Below are 25,446 nucleotides of genomic sequence, written 5' to 3' on the forward strand. Positions count from 1 at the left end.
CGCTGACGGCACTGACCGGTCTGCCGCCAGCCAGCACGTCGGCTGACGATGGCGACGCGCAGGCCTGCGCGCTGTTCGGCCTGCGCGGCGCCGATCTGCCGCTCGCGGCGATCACCTACGCGCACGATTTCGGCACCGCGCCGGACGGGTGGTGCGCGCGGCTGGATCCGGTGTGCCTGCTGCCGTCGGCCGCCACGCTGCGCCTGCTTGCCCTCGCCTCGGCGCCGCTGCCCGAGGCCGACGCCCGCGAGCTGTTCGACCTGGTCAGCGGGGCCGGCGTCATCCCGGGCGTGCGGTGGCGTTACAGCACGCCGCTGCGCTGGTACATCGAGGCCGACTTCGCGTCGGACGTGCACACCGTCGCGCCCCACGCGCTGCCGGGCGGCGATGTGGCCGCCGGTCAGCCGCGCGGCACCGATGCCCGCCGCTGGCAGGCCTGGCTCAACGAGCTGCACATGCTGCTGTTCGACGCCGCACCGAATCTCGCCCGCGAGGCGCGCGACCTGCCGCCGGCCAACGGCCTGTGGCTGTGGGGCGGCGGCACGGTGCCCGCCCTGGCGTCGGCACCGTTCGTGGCCGTGTGGAGCGACGAGCCGGTGATCGGCGGTCTCGCCCGCCTCGCCTGGCTCGCGCCGCTCCCCCTGCCGTCCTCCCCGGACTGGCTGCGCGAGCTGCCCGTCGGCCGCAGCCTGCTCGGCCTCGGCGCGGACGCCGCGGCGCCGGATCGGCTGGCGGTCTGGCTGGTCGCGCTGCAAGCCGCGCTCGATGACGGCCGCATTCAGTCGGTAACGCTGCTCGCCGGCGGTGGCAGCTTCCTCATGCGCCGCCGCGGCCTGTTCGCCCGCCTGCGCCGGGGGCTCTTCTCGCGGTGAAGCTCGGCCAGCCCATCCGCCGCCGCCCGACGCCGGACGCAGGGCTGGTCGCGGCGCTAGCCGCCCGCCTCGGCTGCCCGGTGCTGGCGCGCGTCTACGCCGCGCGCGGCGTGGCGGTGGACGACGTCAGCTACGCCACGCAGCGCCTGTTGCCGCCGGACGCGTTGCTCGGCATCGATGCCGCCGCGGACCTTGTCGCCCGCGTGCTGACCGACGGCGGCCGGTTGCTGGTCGTGGCGGACTACGACGCCGACGGCGCCACCGGCTGCGCGCTCGCCGTGCGCGGCCTGCGCGCGCTCGGCGCGGCGGCAGTCGAGTATCTGGTTCCGAGCCGCTTCACGACGGGCTACGGCCTGTCCGCCGAGGTGGCCGAGGCCGCCCTCGCCCGCCGGCCGGATCTGGTGCTGACGGTGGACAACGGCATCACGGCGTTTGACGGCATCGCGCGCCTGCGCGCGGCGGACGTGCCGGTCGTCGTCACCGACCATCACCTGCCGGCGGATCACCTGCCGGCGGCGAACGCCATCGTCAATCCGCGCCTGCCGGGCGACGGCTTCCCGAGCAAGCACCTGGCCGGCGTCGGGGTGATGTTCTACCTGCTGCTCGCGCTGCGCGCGCGCCTGCGGGCGATGGGCTGGTTCAGCGCCGCACGGCCGGAGCCGAACCTCGCCCAGGCGCTGGATCTGGTCGCGCTCGGCACGGTGGCGGACGTGGTGCCGCTCGACTACAACAACCGCCTGCTGGTGGCGCAGGGCCTGGCGCGGCTCAACGCCGGCAGCGGCCAGGCCGGCGTGCGCGCGCTGCTCGGTCTTGGCGCCGGCAAGGCGCGGGTGACGGCCGGCGATCTCGCCTTTCGCGCCGGGCCGCGCCTGAACGCCGCCGGGCGCATGGACGACATGGGTCTTGGCATCGAGTGCCTGCTGTGCGACGACCCCGCCACCGCAGCCGAGATGGCCGCGCAGCTCGACGCGCTGAACCACGAGCGGCGCGCCGTGGAGGCGCAAATGCAGGCGCAGGCCACCGCCCACACGGATGCCCTGCCCGACCCGCTGCCCGCCGCGCTGTGCCTGCACGACGCCGACTGGCACCCCGGCGTGGTCGGCATCGTCGCGGCGCGCCTGCGCGAGCGCTACGGCCGACCGGCGGTGGCGTTTGCGCCGGCCGAGGACGGCCGCTGGCGCGGCTCGGCGCGCTCGCTGCCCGGCGTGCACATCCGGGACGCGCTGGCGGCGGTGGCGGCGAGCCAGCCGGGGTTGATCGAGAAGTTCGGCGGCCACGCCATGGCGGCGGGCCTGACGCTGGCCGGCGAGCACCTGCCCCGGTTCGCGGCGGCCCTGAGCGCGGCGGTGCTCGCGCAAACCGGCGGCGCCTTGCCCGAGGACGCGCTGCTATCCGACGGCCCGCTCGACCCGGCGCTGCTGACGCTGGGACTCGCCGAGCGCCTGCACGGCGCCGGGCCGTGGGGCCAGGGCTTCGCGGCGCCGCTGTTCGACGACGTGTTCGAGCTGCGCGGGGTGCGCGGGGTGGGCGCGGACCATCTGCGCCTGCAACTCGCGCCGGTCGGTGGCGGCGGCGCGATACCGGCCATTGCCTGGCGCGCGGCGGCGCTGCAGGGCCAGCTCGGACCACGCCTGCACGTGGCGTACCGCCCGCAGGTCAACGACTGGCGCGGCGAGCGGCAGGTGCAGCTGCTGGTAGAGGGACTCGCGACGATCTGACCGGCGCGCGCACATGGCGCCGGCCGGTCAATACCCCTTGGCGACCTCGACGCGCAGGCTGTTGCCGTCGGGCTCTATGGACAGCACGCGGTGCCCGTCGGCGGCCAGGCCGTCGCGCACCTGCTCGGCCGACTCGCCGGCGGCGAACAGGAACGCCACCCGCTCGCCCGGTGCAAGACGGCTCAGCGTCTGGCGGGCTTTCACGTAGTGCAGCGGGCAGCCGTAGGTCGACAGGTCCACCAGCGGCAGGTCGGCATCGATGACGGCGTTCATGGCCGCCTCAGATCGAGTCGAACAGGTCGAAGTGCTTGCCGGCGGTCATGCCGCCGTCCACGATCAGCGTGGTGCCGGTGATGAATGACGCGTCGTCGGACGCGAGGAACACCGCCGGCTTGGCGATCTCGTGGGGTTCCGCCATGCGCTGCATGGCGCACACCTCGGTCATCATCTTCTCGGCCGCCGGAAAGCGCGCCATGTAGCCGCGCACGCGCGGCGTGGAGGTGCCGCCGGGGCACAGCGCGTTCACGCGGATGTTGTGCCGCGCAAAGTCCATGGCCATGTTCTTGGAGAGATTAATCACCGCCGCCTTGGCCGCCGAATACGCCGCGCAGCGGTTCTCGGCGAGGATGCCGGCGGTGGAGGCGACGTTCACGATGGCGCCGCCGCCGCGCTTCCTGATTTCCGGAATCGCCACGTGCGAGCAGCGGTACACGGAGGTGAGGTTGGTGTCGACGATGAACCGCCACTCCTCGTCGTTGGCCTCCTCGACGTTCTTCATCATGTTGTTGCCCGCAACGTTGAACAGCACGTCGAGCCCGCCGAAGCGCTTGACCGTGGCCGGCACCAGCCCGGCAATGGCGTCCAGGTCCGTCACGTCGAGCCGCAATGGCAGCGCCTGCCCGCCGGCGGCGGCGACTTCCGCGGCAGCCTGCTCGGCGGCGTGCGGATCCATGTCGCAGATGACGGCGTGGCCGCCGTCGCGGGTCCATTCCTCGACAATGGCGCGGCCGATACCGGCGCCGCCGCCGGTGATGATGGCAACCCTGCCGGCGAAACGTTGGCTCATGGTTCTCCTCCTCTCGAATGTTCTTGTGGGGGCGGCTCGCCGGGACCGGCGCCCGCCCAAGAATCGCTGCTACCTGCGCGGGGTCACCGCGCGACCCGACCATTCCAGCATGGGACGAGGTCGGGGTTGCTTCAGCCGGCCGCGCGCTGCTCCAGCATCGCCACCGCCGGCAGCACCTTGCCCTCCAGCACTTCGAGGAAGGCGCCGCCGCCGGTCGAAATGTACGACACCCGATCGGTAATGCCGAACTTGGCGATCGCCGCCAGCGTCTCGCCGCCGCCGCAGATGGAATACGCCGGCGACTCAGCCACCGCCTGTGCCAGCAGGCGCGTGCCCTCGGCGAAGGCCGGGTACTCGAACACGCCGAGCGGGCCGTTCCACACCACCGTGCCGGCGCCCTTGATGATGTCGCCGAGTTCCCGCGCGAAGCCGGCGTCGACGTCGAGAATCATCTCGTCGGCGTCCACCGCCGTCACGTCCTTCACCGACGCCGGCACGGTCTCGCCGATCTCGCTTGCCACCACCACGCGCGTCGGCAGTGGAATCGGGCGGCCGAGCTGTTGCGCCTGGTCGAGCAGTTCGCGCGCCGTCTGCACCAGGTCCGGCTCGTACAGCGACCGGCCGACATCGTGCCCGGCAGCCGCGAGGAAGGTATTGGCGATACCACCGCCGACGATCAGCCGGTCCACCAGCGGCAACAGATTGGTCAGCACCGCGAGCTTGCTCGACACCTTGGCGCCGCCGACGATGGCGACCAGCGGTCGCTTCGGCGCGGCCAGCGCCGTGTGCAGGGCATCGAGTTCCGCCACCAGCAGCGGACCGGCGCAGGCAACGGGCGCAAATTTGGCCACGCCGTGCGTGGACGCCTCGGCGCGGTGCGCGGTGCCGAAGGCGTCCATCACGAATACATCGCACAACGCCGCCATGCGCCGGGCCAGCGCGTCGTCGTTCTTCTTCTCGCCGACGTTGAAGCGCACGTTCTCGCCGAGCGCGATATCGCCGGGCGCGATGGACACGCCATCCAGCCAGCCCGGCAGGCACGGCACGGTGCGACCCAGCAGGTCACCCAGGCGAGCGGCGACGGGCGCGAGGCTGGCCTCGGCGGCGAAGGCGCCTTCCTTCGGCCGGCCGAGGTGCGACAGCACCAACACCGCCGCGCCGGCTTCGAGCGCCTTTTGCGCGGTTGGCAAAAACGCGCGGATGCGCGTGTCGTCCAGGATCGCGCCGTCGCGGATCGGGACGTTGAGATCGGCCCGGATCATCACCCGCTTGCCGGCGAGCGGCAGGTCGGCCATGCGCAGCACGTTCGTCATGGCCGGACCTCAGCCCGCCTTAGCCAGCGCGAGCGCCGTGTCCAGCATGCGGTTCGAGAAGCCCCACTCGTTGTCGTACCAGGAACAGACCTTCACCAGCGTGCCGTCGATGACCTTGGTCAGCGTGGCGTCGAAGGTGGACGAGGCCGGGTTGTGGTTGAAGTCCACCGACACCAGCGGCTCTTCGGTGTAGGCGAGGATGCCCTTCAGACGGCCGTTGGCGGCTTCCTTCATCGCCGCGTTGATCTCCGCCACCGTGGTCGCCTTGCCGGCGGTGAACGTGAGATCGACGATCGACACATTGATGGTTGGCACGCGGATGGCGAAGCCGTCGAGCTTGCCCTTGAGCTCCGGCAGCACCAGCCCCACCGCGGCGGCGGCGCCGGTCTTGGTCGGGATCATGGACTGCGTGGCCGAGCGGGCGCGGCGCACGTCCTCGTGGTAGACGTCGGTCAGCACCTGGTCGTTGGTGTAGGCGTGCACGGTGGTCATCAGGCCCTGCTGGATGCCGAAGGTCTGGTGCAGCACCTGCGCCATCGGCGCGAGACAGTTGGTGGTGCAGGACGCGTTCGAGATAACCGTGTCGCCCGCCTTCAGCACAACGTGGTTCACGCCGTACACGACCGTGGCGTCCACGTCCGTGCCCGGAGCCGAGATCAGCACCTTGCGCGCGCCGGCGGCCAGATGCGCTGCGGCCTTTTCCTTCTTGGTGAAAAGGCCCGTGCATTCGAGGACGACGTCCACGCCAAGCTCGCCCCACGGCAGCTTGGACGGGTCGCGTTCGCTGGTCACGCGGATGCGGTCGCCATTCACGACGATGGCGCCGTCGGCCACTTCCACCGTGCCCGGGAACTTGCCGTGGGCGGTGTCGTAGCGCGTCAGGTGGCCGAGGATCTTGGCGTCGCCGAGGTCGTTGATCGCGACCACCTGAACTTCACTGGTGCGACCGCTCTCGTAGAGCGCGCGCAGCACGTTGCGCCCGATGCGGCCATACCCGTTGATCGCGACCTTGATTGCCATCGTCCGTTCTCCTGGAAAAACCAATCGTTTCTAGACCAATCCCGACACACGCCTACTGGGCGGCGGCGAGCGCCTCACGCGCTGCGTCGACCACCGCCTGCACCGTAAACCCGAAGTACTCGAACAGCTCGCCGGCCGGCGCCGACTCGCCGAAGCGCTCGATGCCGATCACCCGCCCGGCACTGCCGACGTAGCGCCACCAGCCATCCGGCACGCCCGCCTCGACCGCCACGCGCGCCGTCACCGTCGGCGGCAGCACGCTGTCGCGGTAGGCCGCATCCTGCGCCGCGTAGCATTCCACGCAGGGCATGGACACCACGCGCGCGGCGATGCCCTGCCCGGCAAGCTCCGCGCGCGCCGCGATCGCCAGCGCCACCTCGGAGCCGGTCGCGATCAGGACCACCTGCGGTGCACCGTCGCTGTCGGCCAGCACGTAACCGCCGCGCGCCACCGCCGCGAGCTGCGCCGCGTCGCGCGGCTGGTGCGGCAATTTCTGGCGCGACAACGCCAGCGCCGACGGCCCTTGCGCCTGCAAGGCCTGCGTCCAGGCGACGGCCGTTTCGGCGGCATCACACGGCCGCCACACGGACAGTCCCGGGATCAGCCGCAGGCTCGCCACGTGCTCCACCGGCTGGTGGGTGGGGCCGTCTTCGCCAAGACCAATCGAGTCGTGCGTCAGCACGTACACCACGCGCTGGTGCATCAGCGCGCTCATGCGCAGCGCGTTTCGCGCGTAGTCCGAGAACACCAGGAAGGTGCCGCCGTACGGCAGCACGCCGCCGTGCAGGGCAAGGCCATTCATGACGGCGCTCATGCCGAACTCGCGCACGCCGTAGCTCATGTGCTGGCCGGCCGGCTGGGCGGCGTCGAGCGCCTGCGCGCCCTTCCAGTGCGTCAGGTTCGATTCGGTCAGATCCGCCGAGCCGCCGAGCAGCTCCGGCAGCAGCGGGCCGAAGGCGTCGAGCGCGAGCTGCGAGGCCTGGCGGCTCGCCACGTCCTTGGCCTCCTGCTGGAAGCGCAGGGCGATGGCCTGCGCCTGCTGCTCGAAATCGGCCGGCAACTCACCCGCCGTGCGGCGCATGAACTCGCTGGCAAGCTGCGGATGCGCCGCGGCGTAGCGCTCGAAACGCGCCTGCCAGTCGGCCTGCCGCGCCGCGCCACGGGCGCGCGCATCCCAGGCCTGATAAATCTCGACCGGAATCTCGAACGGGCCATGGCTCCAACCAAGCGCCGCACGCGCGCCGGCAATCTCGTCCGCGCCGAGTGGCGCGCCGTGGCTGGACGCCTTGCCGGCTTTGCTGGGCGCGCCGAAGCCGATCACCGTGCGGCAGCAGATCAGGCTCGGCCGCGCCGTCTCAGCTTGCGCCTTGGCGATTGCCGCCAGCACGGCGGCGCTGTCGTGGCCATCCACACCGCGGATCACCTGCCAGCCGTAGGCCTCGAAGCGGCCCGGCGTGTCGTCCGTGAACCAGCCGCGCACCTGCCCGTCGATGGAGATGCCATTGTCGTCGTACAGCGCGATCAGCTTGCCAAGGCCCAGGGTGCCGGCGAGCGAGCAGGCCTCGTGCGACACGCCTTCCATGAGGCAACCATCGCCCACGAACACATAGGTGTGGTGATCGACGATGTCGTGACCGGGGCGGTTGAACTCCGCCGCCAGGCGCCGCTCGGCGAGCGCCATGCCGACCGCATTGGCGAGGCCCTGCCCGAGCGGCCCGGTAGTCGTCTCGACACCCGGCGCAAGACCGTACTCGGGATGCCCCGGCGTCTTCGAGTGCAACTGCCGGAAGCGCTTGAGTTCCGTCAGCGGCAGGTCGTAGCCGGACAGGTGCAGCAGCGCGTAGAGCAGCATCGAGCCGTGGCCGTTCGACACCACGAAGCGGTCCCGATCCGGCCAGCGGGGGTCGGCCGGGTTGTGACGCAGCGTGTCGTTCCACAGCGCCTCGGCGATGTCCGCCATGCCCATCGGCATGCCGGGATGGCCCGACTTGGCGGCCTCTACCGCGTCCATGGCCAGCGCGCGGATGGCGTTGGCAAGTTGCCGGCGCGGCAGGGACATGCAGATCTCCACAAGGAAACATCGGGAAATGGGGCCACGGGCCCACAGCGTGTGAGCCGGCGCCATCCGCAGGGGGCGGGAAGGATAGCATGCGGCCCTGCCGGCTCCGGACGTCTGTCCGCACCCGCCGGGGCCGGTCCGAGCGCCGCGTCCGCCAGCCCGCCTGGACGGTTCCGAGGCGCCGACGAGGTAGTCTCAGGCGTCCCGAAACCGCGGCACTCGCCGCTCACCGAATGCCGCCAGCCCCTCGTCCACGTCCGGCCCGGACATGGCCTTCAGCGCCAGGCGCTGTTCCAGCGCGAGCGCGTCGGCGAGCGGCAGGTCGGCACCGTCCCGCGCCAGGCGCTTCATGGCGGCGAGGCCGGGCTTGCTGCGCGTGGCGAGTTGCTCGCAGTAGGCGAGTGCGTGACCACGCAGCCCGGCGTCCGGGATCACTTGCGCCACCAGTCCCCAGTCGCGAGCCTCCGCGGCCGGCAGCCAGCGGGCGGAGAACATCAGGTCGAGCGCACGCGTGAGGCCGACCCGCCGCGGCAGGCGCTGGCTGCCGCCCCAGCCGGGCACGAGTCCGTACTGCGCGTGCTGGTCGCCGAACTTCGCACCCTCGGCGGCCAGGATCACGTCGCCGGCCAGCGCCAGCTCGATGCCGCCCGCCAGGCACAGCCCCTGCACGGCCATCACCACCGGCAGCGGCGAGACCTCCAGCCGGCACAGCACGCGGTGGCCCTGGGCGATGAATTCGTCGAAACGCCCCACGCCGCGCAGCGCCTGCACTTCGGCCAGATCCGCGCCGGTGCAGAAATGCTTGCCCTGCGCCGCGATCAGCACCGCCCGGCAGGCGGGATCGGCCTCGGCGGCGTCGAGCGCGGCCTCGATGGCGGCGTGCACGGCGCTCGACAGGCAGTTGAATTTTTCCGGCCGCGCCAGCTCCAGCACGGCGGTCGCGCCGTGCCGGCTGACGGCCAGCGGCTCAGACATACGGCACCGCGACGCGGCCGATTTTCTCGCGCGCCACGATCATCTTCTGTATCTGCGCCGTGCCGTCGCCGATCTGCAGGCCGAGCACGTCACGCAAGCGCTGCTGGTGCGGCAGGTCCGTGCTGTAGCCGTAGTGGCCGTGGGTGATGAGGCACTGGTGGATGATGTCGAAGGCAAGCTTCGGCGCCCACCACTTGACCATCGCCGCCTCGGACGTGTGCGGCAAGCCGCGGTCGCGCAGCCACAGCGTCTTGTAACAAAGCAGGCGGCAGGCCTCGATCAGCGTCTCGAACTCGGCGAGCGGCTCGGTCACGCCCTGGAACTTGGCGATCGGCCGGCCGAAGGCCTCGCGCTCGCTGACGTATGCCCAGGTCTCGTCGAGCGAGGCCCGCGCGGCGCCGAGGCACTGCAGGCCGATCAGCCCGCGGCTGTAGTCGAAACCCGCCATCACCTGCCCGAAGCCGCGGTGCTCGTCACCCAGAATGCGGCTCGCCGGCACCTCGACATCGTCGAAGAACACCGAGCCGCGGCCGACCGGCTTGGTGCCGAGATCGTCGTACGGCAGGCGCGTGATGCCCGGGCTGTCCATGTCGACCAGAAAGGCGCTCACGCCTTTCGAGCGATCCTCCTGCGCGCCGGTGCGGGCGAACAGGACGATCCTGTGCATGTGCGCCGCGAACGAGGCGGACGCCTTCTCGCCCTTCAGCACGTACACGTCGCCGCGGCGCGCGGCGCGCAGCTTGAGGTTCGCCGCATCCGAGCCGCCGCCGGGCTCGGTGAGGCCCAGGCCCACCAGCGCCTCGCCGCGGCAGATCTGCCCCACCACCTCGCGCGCCAGCTCCGGCGCCGCGTGGCGCGCCACGATGGTGGCGCACAGCGAGCCCATCAGCTGCACGTAGGAGGCGTTGAAGTCGCAGCGGGCGATTTCTTCGACGATCAGGCCAGCGGTGACGGCGTCCAACCCCGCGCCGCCGAGTTCCTCCGGCATTTCGGGCGCGATGTAGCCGAGGCTGCCCATCTCGGTGACCAGGCCCGGCTCGAAGCCGTCCTGCTCGCGCCGCCGGTAGCCCGGCGCCAGGCGCTCGGCGCCGTAGCGGGCCACGGCATCGCGGATGGCGAGTTGCTCGTCGGTGAAGCCGAAGTCCATGCTCTCCTCACTCGCGCCGCGGGCTGCGACGCCTCTTGTTCTAAGGGTTGTCGAATTCAAATCGTCGAGTCAGCCGCTACGCCGCTGCCAGATGGCAGGATCCCGGCGGCCGTGGAAGACAGCCAGAACGACGACCCGGCGATCCTCCACGAAAAAGTAGACGCTATAAGGAAAGCGCGCCGCCACGATCCGGCGAATGTCATTGTGGACGACCAGGTAGCGTGTGGTTGTTCGGCGATGTGCCGAACGCAATGCTCGATCTGCGCGACGAAGTCGTCGCCAAGACCCGGACGCTTCGCGTCATACCAGGCCGCGCCCTCGATGAGTTCCGCCTGCGCCGCCGCGGTGAACGCGACCGGCCGCGTCATCATCGCCCAAGACGGGCGCGGGCAGCCGCCTTGACGTCACTCCAGTCCAGCACATCGTCTGGGTGGGCGCGGTGGTCCGCCAGGCGACGGTCAAGCTCCTCGCGTTGGGCATCGGTCGGCAGCAACGCGTCGGGCTGCCCGGCGATGCCGTCCCACAGCGCCTCGACGAGGTCGATTTGCTCGGCCAGGCTCAGTTTGCGCGCCTGATCGAGAAGGTTTGTATTCATTGGCTATCTGGGGTTGGTCTTCCGGGGCGCGCAAGGCGCCCCAGAAAACCCGGCCTCGGGCTTACAGCCCCGCCAGCACCGTCTCGGCCTTGCTGGCCTCGAACGTGCGGCCTTCCTCGACGCCGAGGTGCTTGACCACACCGTTCTCGGCGACGAGCGCATAGCGCTGCGAGCGCTTGCCCATGCCAAAGCCGCTGCCGTCGAGTTCGAGGCCGACCGCCTTGGCGAAGTCGGCGTTGCCGTCGGCCAGCAGCACGACCTTGTCGCCCACCTGCTGATCCTTGCCCCAGGCGCCCATGACGAAGGCGTCGTTCACGGACACGCACACGATGCTGTCCACGCCCTTGGCCTTGAACTGGTCCGCCAGTTTCACGTAGCCGGGCAGGTGCTGGCCCGAGCACAGGGGCGTGAAGGCACCCGGCACGGCGAACAGCACGACTTTCTTACCGGCGAACACGTCGTCGGTCGACACGGGCTTCGGCCCGTCTGCGGTCATTTGGGTCAGGGTCACGGAAGGAATCTTGTCGCCAACTTTGATGCTCATGGAGCGTTCCTCGATGGGTGGGGGAAAACGAAACCTGCGGCGCTCAGCGCGGGCCGAGCGTCATCACGGTGAGCCGTGAGATGCAACTGATTCTACCCGCCTCGTCTTCGATGCGAATGTCCCAGATTTGCGTGCTCTTACCGGTGTGTATGGGCCGCACGGTGGCGGTGACGTGGCCGTCGCGTACGCCGCGCAGGTGGTTGGCGTTCACCTCCAGCCCCACGTGGCGCAGGCCCTCGTGCCCGGCCAGCACGGCCGATGCCACCGAGCCGATGGTCTCCGCCAGCACCACGTTGGCGCCGCCGTGGATGATGCCAGCCGGCTGGCGCGTGTACTCGTTCACCGGCATGGTGGCCCGGAGGTAATCCGGCCCCACCTCGGTGAAGCGCACGCCAAGGTGCCAGGCCATGCTGCCGCCGAGGCGCGGCGCGTTCAGTTGCTCCACGGTGAGTCCATCCCGCCAGATGCTCATCAGCACACGCTCCTCGAAGCTCGCAGATAAAAATCGAACTGCGCCTCGCCGTGCTGCGGCACGTGGCTGCGCTCGGTGAATTCGACCCGACCGTCGGCGGCGACGCGCAGCACGCTTGAACAGCGCGTGCCGTAACGCGGCGTCTCGATGAAGATGGCCGACGCCGCACGCGCCAGCGCGGCATCGATGCCGGCGACCGGATCGCCCTCGACCGGGTAGGTGCGGCGGTCCCCGAGCAGGTCGAGCAACGCGGCTGTCGACGGCAAGCCGGCAGCACACAGCGCACCCAGCGCCGCCTTGGCGGTCTGCACCTTGGGCCAGGGCGTGTCGAGCAGGTGGTTCGAAAGCCCGTAGGTGCCGGGCGGCAGGCGCACCGGCGCGCCGGCGCGATTACTGAGCCACCACAGCTCGTCACCGTCACCCAGCAGCAGGTTGAAGCCGGCGAAATCGTCCCGGATGCCCTGCGCCCGCTGCGCGTACTCGCCGGGCGCCAGCGCGCCGCCCAGGTACTCCCGGACAAGATCACCGCGCGATCGCGGCGCCGGGGCTCGCGGCTCGCGGTAATTGGTCACGGCGGCGAACCGGCCATCGCGCGTCACGCCCAGCCACGAGCCGCCCGCTTCCAGATCCCGCCCGGCGAGCACCTGCGGCGCGTCGGTCCAGAACTGCGCCGTCGCTGCGGGCCGCTCATACCACTCGTCGCGATTACCAGCCAGCAGCAGCGGCGTGTCGGCCCGCACCTGCCAGGCCAGCACCAGCAGGCACATGCGCTACTGCCGCACGGCGAGCGCCACGCCGTCCTGCTCGGGGCTGTGGCCCGGCAGCAGGCACAGCAGATTCACGCTGCGAAAGCGCGCGTCGGCCAGCAGCGCGGCGTTGAACGGCTCGGCATCCGCAAAGCCGGTGTTGTCCGCCACCAGCAGGCCGCCCGGGCGCAGCAGGCGGGCGCAGTGTTCCAGCGTGAACAGGTAGTCGGCCTTGTCGATGTCGAGCAGGATCAGGTCGAACGCCGGGGCGAGCCCCATCAGCACCTCCTGCGCGGCGCCGATCAGCACACTCGTCTTGACCGGCGCCGCGGCCAGGTTCTGACGCGCGGCGATGGCCCGTGCCGGGTTCTGTTCGAGCGCCACGATCTCCCCGCCGGCGGCCATGCCGTCCGCCAGGTACAGCGCGGAATAACCGTTGCCGGCGCCAAGGTCGAGCGCGCGGCGCACGCCGCCGAACTGCGCCAGCAGCGTGAGCAAATGCCCAAGCTGCGGGCCGATGGCGGGGATGCCGTCTGCGGCCGCGGCGATCGCCACCTGCGTCAGCTCGGCGCGCTGTGGACGGGTCTGGCGGCGGAAGTAGGCGTCGAGGTCGGAAATCATTTGCGGCACGGTGTTCTCCGGGGGCGGTAGTCGGCGCGCCGGATCGCCCATGTCCGCGCCGGCCAACGGCCTATGATGCCCGAGCGGGGGCAACGGCTGATGTAGGCGGTGGTATCACCGCGACCGTTCGGCAGGGCGCGCGGCCACCTCGGCCCGGGCGAAATCGAGCGTGGCCGGAAACAGCACGGCAAAGTCCCGCGCGAGCCCGGCATCGACCGCCTGCAGGTCGGGGAACACGTCGGCGAGTGGATTCTGACGCCGCACGCGGGCGCTCATCCGCGCCAGCACCTCCGCGATCACGTCCGGATCACCGTAGCCCACCAGCAGATCCCGCTCGGTCATGAAGTCCGCAAACCGCACCATGCGCGCGGGCAGTTGGGCGCTTGCCGCCGCCAGCGCGGCATAGGTCTGCGCGGCGAACTCGGGCAGTGGCCGGTCGCTGTAGCGTGCGAAGTCGCGCGCCAGCAGATGGTCGTAATACACATCAAGCGCCACGCGCGCCCAGCGCCGCCGGGCGGCCGGCAGCCGCGCCACGCTGGCCGCCGATGCGGCGTGCGCATCGACAAAACCATCGACGCGCCGGTGCAGCCGGATGCCGCGCTGCCAGCCCGGCGACAGCTGCGCCGGCGGCGCGCCGCGCACGAAGTCCCCCAGCAGGTTACCCACCAGCGAGCAACCGGCCTGGTGCGCGATCAAGGCATGGGCAAGGATATTCACGAACGCAGATCGGGGCGGCGGTAAAGCATGATTATGCTGGCCGCGTGGCCGCCCCGGCCCCGCCTGGGCGATACTTCCGCGCACTCCCCCTCGCACCGCCACCCGTGGGTCTGGAACGTGAACGAGACCTCATTCTCCCTGCGCAACATGCAGCGCGCCTGCCGCACGTGCAGCCTGCACGAGCTGTGCCTGCCGCTGGGCGTGAGCGAAACCGACATCGAACTGCTGGAGAAGATCGTCCACCGCTCGCGCCCGCTGCCGCGCGGCAAGTACCTGTTCCGCGAGGGCGACCCGTTCTCGTCCATCTTCGTGGCCCGCTCGGGCGCGGTCAAAAGCTTCACCGTGGCGCCCGACGGCAGCGAGCAGATCATCGGCTTTCACCTGCCGGGCGAGCTGCTGGGTCTGGACGGCCTCACCGAGGGCGTGCACGCCGCGAGCGCCCGCACGCTGGAGACGGTCAGCGTGTGCGAGGTGCCGTTCGAGCGGCTGGAGGAAGCCGCGCGCCATATCCCGGCGCTGCAGCACCAGTTGCTGCGCCTGATGAGCCGCGAGATCACCCGGCGCGAGGAACAGCTCCTGTCGCTCGGCAAGCAGTCGCCGGAGCGGCGCCTCGCCGTGTTGCTGCTGAGCCTTTCGGTGCGCTTCCAGCAGCGCGGCTACTCGGCCACGCGCTTTGTGCTGCCGATGGCGCGCATCGACATCGCCAATTTCCTCGGCCTCGCGGCGGAAACCGTCAGCCGGTTGCTGCGCCGTTTGCAGGACACCAATGTCCTGGCCCTCGACGGCCGTGCGGTGGAAATTCTCGATCTCGCCGAGCTGCACGCGCTGGCCGGGGCGCAGTTCGAAGCCTGACGGACTGTTGAATCAGGGCTTCTCTCCCCTTATTCAACTTGGCTCGTCGCGGCAGCGGTCTGCGGGTACACCGCCCCGCCCGCCACGGCTTTGGAAATGCCGCGCCGGCGCCGATAACGGGGCACTGTCCGCCACCCAACCGGGCCGTTTCATGTCCGACTCGTCCCTCGCCGAACAGATCCTGACCCTCGCCCGCTGGGCGCCGAGCGGCGACAACACCCAGCCGTGGAGGTTCCAGATCGAGGCCGCCGACCACATCGTCGTGCTGGGCCACGACACGCGCGAGCACTGCGTGTACGACCTGCGCGGCGAGGCCAGCCGCCTGGCGCACGGCGCGCTGCTGGAATGCATCGCGCTGGCCGCCAGCCGGCACGGCCTGCGGGCCGACATCACCACCCGGCCCGACTGCCCGGACGAGGCGCCCATCTACGACGTGCGCCTCGCGCCGGATGCCGGCGTCACACCGGACCCGCTCGCGGACCACATCGAAAGCCGCACCGTGCAGCGCCGGCCGATGTCGCGCCGGCCGCTCACGGCAGTACAAAAAGCCGCGCTCGAAGACTGCCTTGCGCACGGTTACACGGTGCGCTGGCTCAGCGGCCGTGACCGGCTGCGCATGGCGCGCCTGCTGTTCAGCAATGGCCGGTTGCGCCTGTTGCTGCCGGAGGGCTTTCCGCTGCACCGGGACATCATCGAATGGGGTGCGCGCTACAGCGAGGACCGCATCCCCGAGCAGGCGGTTGGCTTCGACCCACTCACGGCGCGTGTGTCGCGCTGGGCACTGCAAAGCTGGGCGCGGCTGTCGTTTCTGAACCGCTACCTCGGCGGCACGCTGCTGCCGGCGCTGCAGCTCGATTTTCTGCCGGGCCTGATGTGCGCAGCACACTTCGTACTGCTGGCACCGCGCCCGCCGCAGGACAAGGCCGATTACCTCGCCGCCGGGCGGCAACTGATGCGCTTCTGGCTGACGGTCACCCGACTTGGGCTGCACCTGCAACCGGAGATGACGCCGCTGATTTTCGCCGGGTATGTGCGGCGGGGGACTCAATTCACCCGCGTGGCGAGCTTGCAAGCGCGGGCGGCGCACATCGCCGGCGCTCTCGACGCGCGGGTGGGGTCCGCAGAATCCGCGGCCCACACGGTGTTCATTGGCCGGCTTGGACAAGGCAAGGCGCCGTCCGCGCGGTCGCTGCGACTGTCGATGACGCGGTTACTAGCCGGAAAGGAGTAGCGGACTGCTTGCGGCGGCCGTTCGGCCGGCGGCGCAACAAAAAAGGCGGCCAAGGCCGCCTTTTTTGTTAGTCCAAGCCGCCATCCGTAGCGGCCTGGACCTCTTCTGCGGCGATTCTTACTTGCGGCGGCGGTTGGCCAAGCCCAGGCCCAGCAGGCCCGCACCCATCAGACCCAGCACGCCCGGCACCGGCACGGTGCGGAGCGCCACGTTGCCCGAACCGGTGATGAGCAGGTCGGTGACCGTGTCGAACGGCGAGGCACCGAAGCCTTGAAGCGAAGTATTGACCCCATTGATGTCGCCATTGGTGACGGACTCGCCCGAATCGAGGAAATCGCCATCGCCGTTCAGGTCGCCCGCAAAGGCAGCGCCGCCCCAGACAGCGGCGTTGTAGGTCGTGACGTTGAACAGCACGTCAAAATCGCCATTGGCCAAGCCGGCGAACACATGAAAGCCGCCGACATCCAAGGTTCCGCTAAGGATCGCGATATCGTCACCCGTATTGCTTACACTGGTGGTCTGGTTGGGCGCGCCAACCGTAGCGGGCACCGTGGCCGAATTCGACAACGGATCGATGTAAATGGTCAGGTTGAACGTGGAGAACGTCCCGTTGATGGCGCCACCACCACCGGCTTCCACGCTGCCGTCACCGGTGAACACCAGGTACATCCGGTAGCCATTGTTCAGGCCCGTCATGCCAGCATCCAGCGGGTTACCCAGCGGCAACTGGAAGGTCGAGAAAAAGGCCACGCCGGTCTCGGTGAAATCCGCAGTGGTCGGGCTGGTATTAGTCTGATCGACGTCGGCCCGGTAGGAAAAGTCGATCGAATCCGCGGTAAAGCTGGTCACCGTGCCGGGCACGCCCCACGCCGCGTCCGGGGTAAAGGTGAAGGTCTGACCCTCGAACAGGGCGAGGCCCGGGATGTGGGACGCGTTGGCGGACAGGGCCGACAGGCCCAGCGTCACGCCAGCTGCGAGGGAGGCAATCTTGCGGTTCATGCTGCTTCTCCAGTTAACAGCCACCGCGGACCGGCAGCCTTCGCGAGAGCCTTAATCAAACGGCATGCCAAGCCGTGTTAATTATTTTAATCATATGATTTATATGATATTTAAATAATTTCGGGCGACCCAAGCCACGTCGCGCGGCGTTGGAGTGTAAAAAAAACTGACAAATCACTGGAATCACCGCATGGGGGCTCTGGCGCCAAGCCGGGGACCCTGACAACAGACTGAAAATAAAAGCTATTAATTTTTAAAAAAAGCTGACAGCCGAGCGGCGGCGGGGATGCCATCGGATAGTTCGAGCGCAAAGCGCACCGCTTTGCGTGGTTGCGGCAGCGCCCCGAAGCGGCAGTGCGCTTACTGTGCTCCACCGCGTGCGCGGTCCACCCACATCAGGAGGGCCGGCAGCAAAAGCAGATCGAAGGTGACCGCGACCAGCAGCCCGAAGCCGGTCAGCAGCCCGAACTCGCGCGTCGGAATGAAGGGCGACAGGCCGAGCAAGACGAACTGCACGCCGAGCACGGCGCTGGTGGCGACACAGTCGGGGCCGGTGCGATGCAGCGTACGGGCGAGCGCGTACGCGGTACCGACACCGTCCGCCCGCCGGCGGCGGTAGCCTTGATAGAGGTAAATCGTGTCGTCCACGGCGATGCCGGTGGCGACGCTGGCGATGAGTGCGGTTGCCATATCCAACCACACGCCGAGCGTGCCCATCAGCACGAACGTCAGGACCACCGGGGCGGCATTGGGCAGCATGCAGATGGCCGCCGCGCGCAGCGAGCGCCACATGACGGCGAGCAGGCCGAACACCATAGCCAGCACAGCAAGCCCGCTGCTGACCTGCCCGCCCATGAGCAGGCGCTCCTGGTCGGCAAACAGGCGGCCGCTGCCGGCGAGGTCCCAGCGCAGATCGCCGGGCGGCTGCGCGGCCAGCCGCGCGCGCACGCGGTGCATGAAGGCGTTGAGCTCGGCGCTGCCGCGTGTGTTGAGCTTCAGCAGCAGGCGCGTGCGCTGGTGGTCCCGGTCGACCAGGTCGTACAGGTCACGGCCGTCGTAAATCAGCAGGTACTGGCTGATGAGATCGCGCTTCGTCGGCAGGGCGGCGCCCGAATCCGCGGTGAACGCGCGGTGCATTTCGGTGACCAGGTCAGTCAGGGACAGGCTGTAGGTGACCTCAGGTTGCTGGCGCAACCAGCGCTGGACATCCGCAACGGCGGAAAGAGCGGCAGGGTCGACCAGCCCGTCGCGGTCGGCCGCATCGAACACCAGCTCCATCACCGTGACACCGCCGACGTGGTCCTCGATGGTGTGGGTGGCGCGGGTGAGGGGATGGGTTTCGGAGAAGAATCGGTACAGGTCCGTCTGCACCCGGATAGTGGTCAGTTGCGGCAAGCCGGCCACCAGCAGCACGGTAAAGCCGCCCAACACCCACGCCGGGCGACGCAGGGCCAGGCGCGTGGTGCCGCGCACCAGACGCCGCAGTTGATGCAGGCCAAGCTCGCGCAGATGCCAGGGGTGTCGGTCGAAGCGGGCAATAAGCGGCGGCAAGAGCCAAACAGTCACCACATAGATCAGCGCCACACCCACGGCACCGGCGATACCGAAATCGGTAATCGGCCGAATGGGAGTTGCAGCCAGGGACAGCAAGCCGGCCATGGTGGTAAGGGCCGCAAACAGGGCCGGCTGGCGCACATGCTGGACCGCATCGAGCACCCGATCGCGAGCACTGGCGTGGCCGTGGCCCGCGTAGGCAACGCCGCTGAACAGGTGGATCAGGGCGGCCGTACCGAGCGCCAGCAGTAGCGGCGGCAGCATGGAATCGACCAGCGTAAACGGCCGCCCCATGAGGGCCAGCGTGGCCACGGCCCCGGCAGTGGAGGCGCCGAACGTGAGGGCCGCCAGCACGACGACCAGCCAGCGTCGAAACATCCACCACAGCAGCCCGAGCCCAAGTGCGGTGGTCAGCGGGGTAAACGTGGCCGCATCGCGCTGCATGGCGTGCAGTTGCGCCACGTCCAGCGCCACCGGCCCACCGATGGCAGTGAGGAGTGGATCGAGCCCAGACGCGGCAATGGCGGTGCGGACGGCCTGCTCGACTTGCTGGCGCTGCCGGCTGTCGTGCAAGACGTGCGGGCGCACGATCAGCGCCAACGCGGAGCCATCCTCGGCGACCAACAGGCCCGGCGCGAAGGGATCCGACAGCGCCGCGCCGCGCCAATCGTCTGCAGAACGCTGTTCTGTGGATTGCAGGTCGACAACGGGGCCAACCCGAAAGCCATCGTCCGTGGGCTCGATATGGTCCGCGCTGGTAACGCGCAGCACGCGCTCGATCAGCGGCGATTGCTCCAGCGCCACGCCGAGCGCGTCCAGACGCCGCAGCGTGGCGGTGTCCCACAGCGTCGGCCCGCTGAATAGCGCGAGCAACACCTGGTCTTCCGGAAACTGGCGGCGCAGCTGCTGGGTGAAAACCACACCGGGGGCAGTGGCCGGGAGGTAAGTCTCCGGCGAGTTATCCAGCTTGAGCCGTGGCAGCGCGGCGAGCGGCAGCAGGATGAGCGCGGCCAGGATCAGCGCCGCCAGGCGCGGGCGGTCGAGCAGCCAGCCGGTCACAGCCGGGCGCGCCAGCCGAGCATGATGCCGGTGTTGTCGTGAAAGAAGCCGCCGAGCGTGTCCTCGCTGCCGCGGAACACGTGCGCGGCGATGTAGACCTGCTGCGCGTCGAGGAACAGCCAGCGCAACTCGGGGTTCACATACACGTCCCGCGCGTTGAGGCCGAGCGCGTAGCGGGTCTCGACCTCGAAGCGGCCGGCGCCGAACGGCCAGAATACGGTGCCATTGGTGAAGTAACGGCGGCGCCGGTCGAGCATGGACGCCGGACCGAGCAACACGTTGGCGCCCAGTTGCAGGTTGACGCGCAGGTCCCGGTCGCCGGGGTAGAACTCGGCGCCGACCACGGCGTTGACGGCATCCACCGTGTCGAGCGCGCCGGCGGCGTCGGTCACCGGCACCGCGCTCAGCCACGCGGCCTCCACGCGCCAGGTGGTGCGGCCGGTGACGAAGCCGGCGTCGCCGCCCAGCACCCAGGTGGACGGGTGGCGGCCGACGAAGGTATCCGGCGCCAGCGCCACGGCGGCCGGCACGCTCGCGCCCGAGGCAAGGGCCGCGCGCACGCGCTCGTCGAGCTCGTAGTACGGCGTCGAGTGGCGCACGCGCTGGGCGGTGAGCGCGTAGTCGAAGCCGGACAGCTCCTGGCTGTAGCGCAGGGCACCGCCCCCGCTGCCGTGGCCGTCGTCGTCAAAGCGGCCGGCGCGGACGAGCGCGGTTTGCAGATCGCTCCTCGGCAGGCCGAAGAAGCGCCCATCGCGGCGGTTCACCGGGTGCCAGGCGCTGTCGTCATCCGGCAGTTCGGCCGGGCGAAAGGCGGGTATCCAGGCAAGATCCAGCTTGCCCGGCAGGCCGAACCACTCGGCGCGCAGCGCCGGCACGGTGCGGCGGCGATCCGGCAGGCGGTCCAGCACCATGCGCGTGAGGTCGACCACCGACAGGCGATCGGTGGGCGCGATTTCGTCCACCCGGCCCCAGGCAATGCGCTGCGCGCCGACGGTCAGGCGCAGCCGCGACCAGCGCTGGCGCACAAACGCCTCGTCGTAGTCGAGCTGCGCCTCGTCGAAGTCCTGCCAGCCCTGCTGCCAGAACGCGTCGCCGCGCGCGGTGAGACGCAGCTCGGTTGCGGCCGAGGGCTGCCAGACGAGCCCACCCGTGGCGTGCAGGAACTGGCTGTGCCGGGCGAGCCGGTCGTCCCCCGTGTAGCCGGCGGTCTCGGCCTGCAGGCGGCTCATCTGCCAGGCGACCTGCGATGCCGTGCTGGGCGCCGCAGGGACGGCCGGCGGCGGTGCGTCGTTCAGGGCCAGCAGCAGAGGCGCCGCCGAAGTGGCCGCGGCGCGGGCTTGCGGCCGCGCCGCGGGCGCCTCAACGGGCGGATTGGCGGCCGGCACCGCCGTCGGAACATCCGCCATGTCGAACCCGCTCGGCGCCGGTGGGACCGCCGTGGTTGGCGGCGCCAGGGCCACCGCCGCCTGGAGGGTGACCGGCTGCAGGCCAGCCTCGCGCAGGCGCTGCGCCTGCCGCGTAGCAAAGTCCGGGTTCGCGAAGGCACCTGCCTGCACGGTATAGCTGCCGTCCGCGGCGCGGCGCACCAGGGCCGGGCCGCCGAGTTGGCGAATCCTGTCCGCCAGCACGGCCGCACTGCGGGCGTCCTCGATGCCGATCACGCGCACGGCGGTCAGCGGTGCCGCCGCCGCGCCTGCGCACACGCCACCGGCCAGCAGCGCGCTTGCGGCCGCCAGCCGGCGGCGCCATGCGCGGTCCGGGCGTCGGTGGGTGAAGGTCATTTCGGCCTGTAGGCGGCGTCCGTCGCGGGGTCGGCGAGGGTCTGGGTGGTGAACAGGGAGTCCGGGAGGCCCTGATCGTAGCTCACCTTGTCGACCGTGATGCGGGTCTCGTTGCCGCTCTTGAGGTCCGTCATGCTGCTGTCGGTGACCGTCCAGTAGCCCTGTATCTGCTCCACCCTGTGCACCGTCAGACGCTTGGCGGGCTGCTCGTCAGCTTGATAAAAGTCTACCCGCAACGGCAGCAGCGTCGGTTCGTGTATCCAGGCCACGCGCTTGCTGTAGACCGACTTGCTGGCATCCACCGGCAGGCTTTGCAGGATCCGCGTCGGCTGGCCATTGATGGTCTCCTCGCCGAGCAAGGCGTGTCGATCGCGGTCCGGGCGGCGGTCTTCCAGATCCTCGTAGTAGATGTCCGATCCGACGAAGCTGCCGCCGCGGCGCTCGGAGGCAATCCGCCGCACCTGATCCAGGGCGGGCAGATACAGCCACTGGTCGGCCTCACCATTCGGCTTGCTGTGCACCAGAAGGCCGGTGTCGCGGATGTCGGCTGGGTCCGCAAAGCGCAACAGGGAGCGCACCTCGCCTGATGCGGCGTCGAGGCGGAAGCTGTAGGCGAGGCGTTGGCGCGGCGCGGATCCGGAACGCGTCAGCGTCATGGTGAAGCGCGTGGCGACGTCCTTGCCGTCGGGACGGTCGTAGACGCGCCGGGCGAGGGTGGCGGCATCGCCTGCATCTGCCGCAAAACCCGGCGCACCCCAGGCGCTTCCAGCCACGATTGTGATGACGGCAAGCGCGCGCTTGGCGGCGGCTGACATGGCGATCGACACGGTCAGTTCGGTGCAGTGGCGGATTGGGACAACCGTCGACGCACCGCAGACAGCAGCAAGCGTTGAATGGGATTCCGGTTTCCGCAAGGGCGCCAGGTCTTGGCCAGCCTGCCGCTGTAAGCGTCAAAATGCAGGCCGCGGGGCGCTGCGCGAATCGGGCCGCGTCCGAGCAGAAGCTTTAGCGCTTCCGTCGCGGCAATGCCGGCACACAGCTCGCAAGCCATCGGAGTCGATGGACCCGCGCGATGGCCAAGCCGCATACGACTGGCATCAACGAGGTAGCTGCCATGAAGCAGCGCCGGCCCAAGCCCGACCAGGAAACGCAGGGCCTGCTCGGACTCGGATTGACCGGCCAGTTGGAAGTAATCGTCAAAACTCATGCCTGTCGGCATGAACACAAGCAATGCCGCCCCCATACCTAGCGGGGCCGCTGTAATGGCCGGAATGCCACGCTCGCGGCAGGCGGCGAATACCGCCCGCCGAATATCGAAGGCAAAGTAGTCGATGCCGTCAACGTAGACATCCACGCCGTCCAGGAACTGATCCAGGTTCTCAAGACTCACGCCATCCGGGAACAGGCGCAGGCCCAGTTCAGGATTCACCGCCCGTGCCATATCGGCAACGACATCGATCTTCGGCTGACCGATCGTGTGCAAAAACGCGCCGGCCTGACGGTTGAAATTGTGCAGTTCGAACCGGTCGAACTCGGCCAGATTGAAGTTACCGACACCGAGACGGGTGAGGGTAAGCAAGTGACTGCCGCCAACTCCGCCGAGCCCCGCAATTGCAATGCGGGCTTCGCGCAGCTTGGCCAGCTCGTCGCCGGTGACCCAGCCAACGGTGCGGGTGAACGCGGTGGTGTAATCGAATTGCGACATGCGTAACCCGCGCGCAACAGATTGGCGCTATTATGACCCAGCCTTTCCAACCGGCGTCAATGCATGCAATTGGGATTGCAATTGCCTATCGACGACGCCAAACAGCGCTTGCAAATTGCGACGAGTCGACGCAAGGGAGGCTTGATGTTCATCGGGTGTGTAGTGAAGGTAGTATGCAGCGCGCCGGCCGTGGTAATCCACCACGGGACCAAGGCGCCGAAAATGCAGGCCGGTCCGATCCAGCATCCGCGCCAACCGCGGCTCCATGGTAGTGAATACATGCGGCCGGCCGCAGTGCAGCATCATGAATCTCGCGGCCATGAAGAGCGCAACTGCAAGTAGCGGAAAGCTGCGCTCGCCAGCGCCGTCATCACTGGTCGCCTCCATATTGCCAAGCTGAGTTTCCATCTCGGAAACGCGGCGCCGGAACCCAGCGGACACAGCCAGCCGCGAGATCTCGCAGACCCCATCGCTAGGCAAGTTGTCGGGATGCGGATTCGCTCCATCTAATGCAGCGGCGCAGTGAGTGGCTACGGGGAGACGCCCTTGATTTGTATCATTGCCCGTATAAACCAATCGAACGCACCCTGCAATCTCCGCAGTGGCCCGATGCCGGACAAGGCAATGGAATGCCTGGGGGTCGTACAAGTCTGCTTCCAGCCCCCCAGGACAATCTTCGTCCCGCTCAAATCCAAACTCACGGCAGTACACGTCGTAACGCAGGCGCTGCGTCTCCCGGAGGAGCGCTTCGCTGGTACAAAACGACACATCAAAGTACCGCATGAACGTGTCGGCGATAGACGGAGACTGAATATCCTCTGGCATGGGCTGCTACTTATCCAACCGCAAAACGAACCGCTCTACTGCTCATTTCGCTCATGAGCGAAGAATACCGTTGATAGGGCTCGATCGGAATATGCGGCGAGAGAGGGTGATGGTGCAGTTTTTCGATCAAATGGCGAAATTCACCGGCGACGTCCAGCACTCTGGGATAGCGGAGGCCGCGATGCACACAAGCATCGCCGGCGGGCACCTGGTGAATTCCAAGGCGCCTCAACAGACGCAGCAATGAGGGCGCGGTCAGAAACGCCAAATGACTCATACCAGCCTGAAAAGCGTAGGCAACACTGGCGCGGACTAGAGCGAAAAATACCAGCGGTGCCGCTCGGAACGCGGCATCAATCGACTCATACGAGTCTTGGGCTCCGCCGGAGACACCCGGGGTATGAATGCACATGCGCGAAATCTCCAATACCCTCTCTCGGTTAATCAACTGGCCGATCGAGGACGAAAGACCCGCGACTGAGGCCAACGGCAGACCCGCAGGCCCGGGATGGACCAGTCGCAGGGTCCCAACCCAGTCCCCGCGTCGCCTGTCAAAGGCCAGAAAATGCACGGCATGCTCGTCGTACTGATCGTGTTCTTCGCCGTCCGGAAATCTGGCCGGATCCTCGTAAGCAAGTTTCCGGCAGTAGACCTGGTAGCGCAGTTGGTAGTGGAGCTTCCTACTGGCCGGGGTATCGGCCAAGGCGACAAAAACTGAAGCACCGTGCGGTGCAAGGGTATCAAGCATGGGTACCTCGTCAGACCGGGCCAACACTGAACAGCGCGCCCGCTCTCTGATTAAGAGCCCGATGGAAAACCTGACCATGGGCTGTTCGGGTTTATGCCACCCCCTTCCTCGCAGGCCGCCCGCCCCATCCGGGTGTCGTTCGTGGCGATGCTGCTGTGGCTCCTGGCTGGTGCCGGTGGCAACCATAACACCACAACCCGATGGCGCAACATATTTCACATGTCGAAGGCGGCTCGCGCTACACGCGAAACCGTCCGCAGAACTCGCGACGCACGTTGCACTCGCATGCCATCCTCTCGATCGGGCAGAGCCCGAGTGGGCGAGATCAAGTCCACCGATGTGGCCTGCGGACCACGGCGCGTTGAGTGGTTTCTGCGCGACCGCGACGAGCTCTCGGCGTCGCTCACTAGAAGCAGCAAGGATCGAAGGGGCTCGGATCGATCAAGCGGCTCTCAGACAACCGCCGACGATTGACCCTGCAGGAATTGGCGACACGAGGCTGATGTATGGCGCGATAGCGCTCGACCCCGCGGGCGGCGCCCTGGCGCAGGGCGGCATGGGCATGATGGGCGACGGCGATGCCAAGGTGACCAAGGAGCAGTTCCTGCAGCGCGCCGAGGAACGCTTCGCGCGCATGGATGCCAACAAGGACGGCGTGATCGACGCCAGCGACCGCCAGAAGATGCGCGAGCGGATGCGCGAGTGCCGCGAGATGATGGGCGGCATGGGCATGATGATGGGCAGCCCTCACGCGCCCGCGACGGCACCCTGACGCGCGGGGTGCACGCGGACCCGGCGGGCGTTCGTCGGGTGATTGACCGGGCAGT

Annotated in this window: 25 protein-coding genes and 1 pseudogene; 5 read left to right on the forward strand and 21 right to left on the reverse strand. The window is 68.9% G+C overall.

The window, feature by feature from the left end:
- A pseudogene (locus tag AB7F93_RS05005) lies at positions 1–872 on the forward strand (hypothetical protein); the annotation flags it as partial.
- Positions 869–2,590 (forward strand): single-stranded-DNA-specific exonuclease RecJ, encoded by a 1,722-nt coding sequence (gene recJ, locus AB7F93_RS05010; RefSeq protein ID WP_428301781.1) that lies wholly within the window; start codon positions 869–871, stop codon positions 2,588–2,590. The pseudogene AB7F93_RS05005 and the gene recJ, both read left to right, overlap by 4 nt.
- A 27-nt stretch (positions 2,591–2,617) precedes the next feature.
- Here the strand turns inward: recJ and AB7F93_RS05015 are convergent, their stop codons facing one another.
- From AB7F93_RS05015 to AB7F93_RS05080, 14 genes are all read right to left on the reverse strand, one after another.
- Positions 2,618–2,863 (reverse strand): sulfurtransferase TusA family protein, encoded by a 246-nt coding sequence (locus tag AB7F93_RS05015; RefSeq protein WP_428301782.1) that lies wholly within the window; start codon positions 2,861–2,863, stop codon positions 2,618–2,620.
- Positions 2,864–2,870: 7 nt separating this feature from the next.
- Entirely contained in the window at positions 2,871–3,656 is a 786-nt protein-coding gene (locus tag AB7F93_RS05020; RefSeq protein ID WP_428301783.1) for an SDR family NAD(P)-dependent oxidoreductase, read from the reverse strand.
- A gap of 131 nt (positions 3,657–3,787) precedes the next feature.
- Complete coding sequence (locus tag AB7F93_RS05025) at positions 3,788–4,969, reverse strand: phosphoglycerate kinase (protein ID WP_428301784.1); 1,182 nt, start codon at positions 4,967–4,969, stop codon at positions 3,788–3,790.
- 9 nt (positions 4,970–4,978) lie between these two features.
- A complete protein-coding gene (gap, locus tag AB7F93_RS05030; protein ID WP_428301785.1) occupies positions 4,979–5,989 on the reverse strand; it encodes a type I glyceraldehyde-3-phosphate dehydrogenase in 1,011 nt (336 codons plus the stop codon).
- A 52-nt stretch (positions 5,990–6,041) separates the two neighbouring features.
- Positions 6,042–8,048 carry a transketolase gene (tkt, locus tag AB7F93_RS05035; RefSeq protein WP_428301786.1) on the reverse strand — a complete coding sequence of 669 codons (2,007 nt, stop codon included), beginning with the start codon at positions 8,046–8,048 and terminating at the stop codon, positions 6,042–6,044.
- Positions 8,049–8,243: 195 nt separating this feature from the next.
- Positions 8,244–9,023, reverse strand: a complete 780-nt coding sequence (locus AB7F93_RS05040; protein ID WP_428301787.1) for an enoyl-CoA hydratase/isomerase family protein — start codon at positions 9,021–9,023, stop codon at positions 8,244–8,246.
- Complete coding sequence (locus tag AB7F93_RS05045; RefSeq protein ID WP_428301788.1) at positions 9,016–10,170, reverse strand: acyl-CoA dehydrogenase family protein; 1,155 nt, start codon at positions 10,168–10,170, stop codon at positions 9,016–9,018. The genes AB7F93_RS05040 and AB7F93_RS05045 overlap by 8 nt, the downstream gene beginning before the upstream one ends.
- A gap of 56 nt (positions 10,171–10,226) precedes the next feature.
- Positions 10,227–10,538, reverse strand: coding sequence for a hypothetical protein (locus tag AB7F93_RS05050; protein ID WP_428301789.1), 312 nt, complete (start codon positions 10,536–10,538; stop codon positions 10,227–10,229).
- Positions 10,538–10,765, reverse strand: a complete 228-nt coding sequence (locus AB7F93_RS05055; protein WP_428301790.1) for an addiction module protein — start codon at positions 10,763–10,765, stop codon at positions 10,538–10,540. The genes AB7F93_RS05050 and AB7F93_RS05055 overlap by 1 nt, the downstream gene beginning before the upstream one ends.
- A 61-nt stretch (positions 10,766–10,826) precedes the next feature.
- Entirely contained in the window at positions 10,827–11,309 is a 483-nt protein-coding gene (locus tag AB7F93_RS05060; protein WP_428301791.1) for a peroxiredoxin, read from the reverse strand.
- A gap of 43 nt (positions 11,310–11,352) precedes the next feature.
- Positions 11,353–11,781, reverse strand: coding sequence for a hotdog fold thioesterase (locus AB7F93_RS05065; protein ID WP_428301792.1), 429 nt, complete (start codon positions 11,779–11,781; stop codon positions 11,353–11,355).
- The gene (locus AB7F93_RS05070) at positions 11,781–12,548 is read right to left on the reverse strand and encodes an NRDE family protein (RefSeq protein ID WP_428301793.1); all 768 of its coding nucleotides are present in this window, start codon (positions 12,546–12,548) and stop codon (positions 11,781–11,783) included. The genes AB7F93_RS05065 and AB7F93_RS05070 overlap by 1 nt, the downstream gene beginning before the upstream one ends.
- Positions 12,549–12,551: 3 nt before the next feature.
- Entirely contained in the window at positions 12,552–13,148 is a 597-nt protein-coding gene (locus tag AB7F93_RS05075) for an O-methyltransferase (protein WP_428301820.1), read from the reverse strand.
- Between the two features lie 114 nt (positions 13,149–13,262).
- Positions 13,263–13,865: an ACP phosphodiesterase gene (locus AB7F93_RS05080; RefSeq protein ID WP_428301794.1), complete on the reverse strand. Its 603-nt coding sequence runs from the start codon at positions 13,863–13,865 to the stop codon at positions 13,263–13,265.
- A 117-nt stretch (positions 13,866–13,982) separates the two neighbouring features.
- Between AB7F93_RS05080 and fnr the strand changes: the two genes are divergently transcribed.
- Both fnr and AB7F93_RS05090 read left to right on the forward strand, forming a co-directional pair.
- On the forward strand, positions 13,983–14,717 hold the full coding sequence (fnr, locus tag AB7F93_RS05085) for a fumarate/nitrate reduction transcriptional regulator Fnr (RefSeq protein ID WP_428301795.1): 735 nt from the start codon (positions 13,983–13,985) through the stop codon (positions 14,715–14,717).
- Between the two features lie 151 nt (positions 14,718–14,868).
- Positions 14,869–15,948, forward strand: a complete 1,080-nt coding sequence (locus AB7F93_RS05090; protein WP_428301796.1) for a molybdopterin biosynthesis protein MoeY — start codon at positions 14,869–14,871, stop codon at positions 15,946–15,948.
- 117 nt (positions 15,949–16,065) lie between these two features.
- On the opposite strand, the gene pepA is transcribed toward AB7F93_RS05090, so the two are convergent.
- The 7 genes from pepA to AB7F93_RS05125 form a co-directional block, all read right to left on the reverse strand.
- The gene (pepA, locus tag AB7F93_RS05095) at positions 16,066–16,947 is read right to left on the reverse strand and encodes a flocculation-associated PEP-CTERM protein PepA (protein ID WP_428301797.1); all 882 of its coding nucleotides are present in this window, start codon (positions 16,945–16,947) and stop codon (positions 16,066–16,068) included.
- A gap of 360 nt (positions 16,948–17,307) precedes the next feature.
- Complete coding sequence (locus AB7F93_RS05100) at positions 17,308–19,560, reverse strand: efflux RND transporter permease subunit (RefSeq protein ID WP_428301798.1); 2,253 nt, start codon at positions 19,558–19,560, stop codon at positions 17,308–17,310.
- The gene (locus tag AB7F93_RS05105; protein WP_428301799.1) at positions 19,557–21,341 is read right to left on the reverse strand and encodes a hypothetical protein; all 1,785 of its coding nucleotides are present in this window, start codon (positions 21,339–21,341) and stop codon (positions 19,557–19,559) included. Before AB7F93_RS05105 ends, AB7F93_RS05100 begins: the two co-directional genes overlap by 4 nt.
- Complete coding sequence (locus tag AB7F93_RS05110) at positions 21,338–22,168, reverse strand: outer membrane lipoprotein-sorting protein (RefSeq protein ID WP_428301800.1); 831 nt, start codon at positions 22,166–22,168, stop codon at positions 21,338–21,340. The genes AB7F93_RS05105 and AB7F93_RS05110 overlap by 4 nt, the downstream gene beginning before the upstream one ends.
- 2 nt (positions 22,169–22,170) lie before the next feature.
- Positions 22,171–23,046 (reverse strand): ThiF family adenylyltransferase, encoded by an 876-nt coding sequence (locus AB7F93_RS05115; RefSeq protein ID WP_428301801.1) that lies wholly within the window; start codon positions 23,044–23,046, stop codon positions 22,171–22,173.
- A gap of 30 nt (positions 23,047–23,076) precedes the next feature.
- Positions 23,077–23,871 (reverse strand): PEP-CTERM/exosortase system-associated acyltransferase, encoded by a 795-nt coding sequence (locus AB7F93_RS05120; RefSeq protein WP_428301802.1) that lies wholly within the window; start codon positions 23,869–23,871, stop codon positions 23,077–23,079.
- Between the two features lie 10 nt (positions 23,872–23,881).
- Positions 23,882–24,619 carry a PEP-CTERM/exosortase system-associated acyltransferase gene (locus AB7F93_RS05125; RefSeq protein WP_428301803.1) on the reverse strand — a complete coding sequence of 246 codons (738 nt, stop codon included), beginning with the start codon at positions 24,617–24,619 and terminating at the stop codon, positions 23,882–23,884.
- A 502-nt stretch (positions 24,620–25,121) separates the two neighbouring features.
- Here AB7F93_RS05125 and AB7F93_RS05130 point away from each other — a divergent pair.
- A complete protein-coding gene (locus tag AB7F93_RS05130) occupies positions 25,122–25,391 on the forward strand; it encodes a hypothetical protein (protein WP_428301804.1) in 270 nt (89 codons plus the stop codon).
- Positions 25,392–25,446 lie beyond the last annotated feature (55 nt).

Source organism: Immundisolibacter sp., from assembly GCF_050250495.1.
Taxonomy (GTDB): domain Bacteria; phylum Pseudomonadota; class Gammaproteobacteria; order Immundisolibacterales; family Immundisolibacteraceae; genus Immundisolibacter.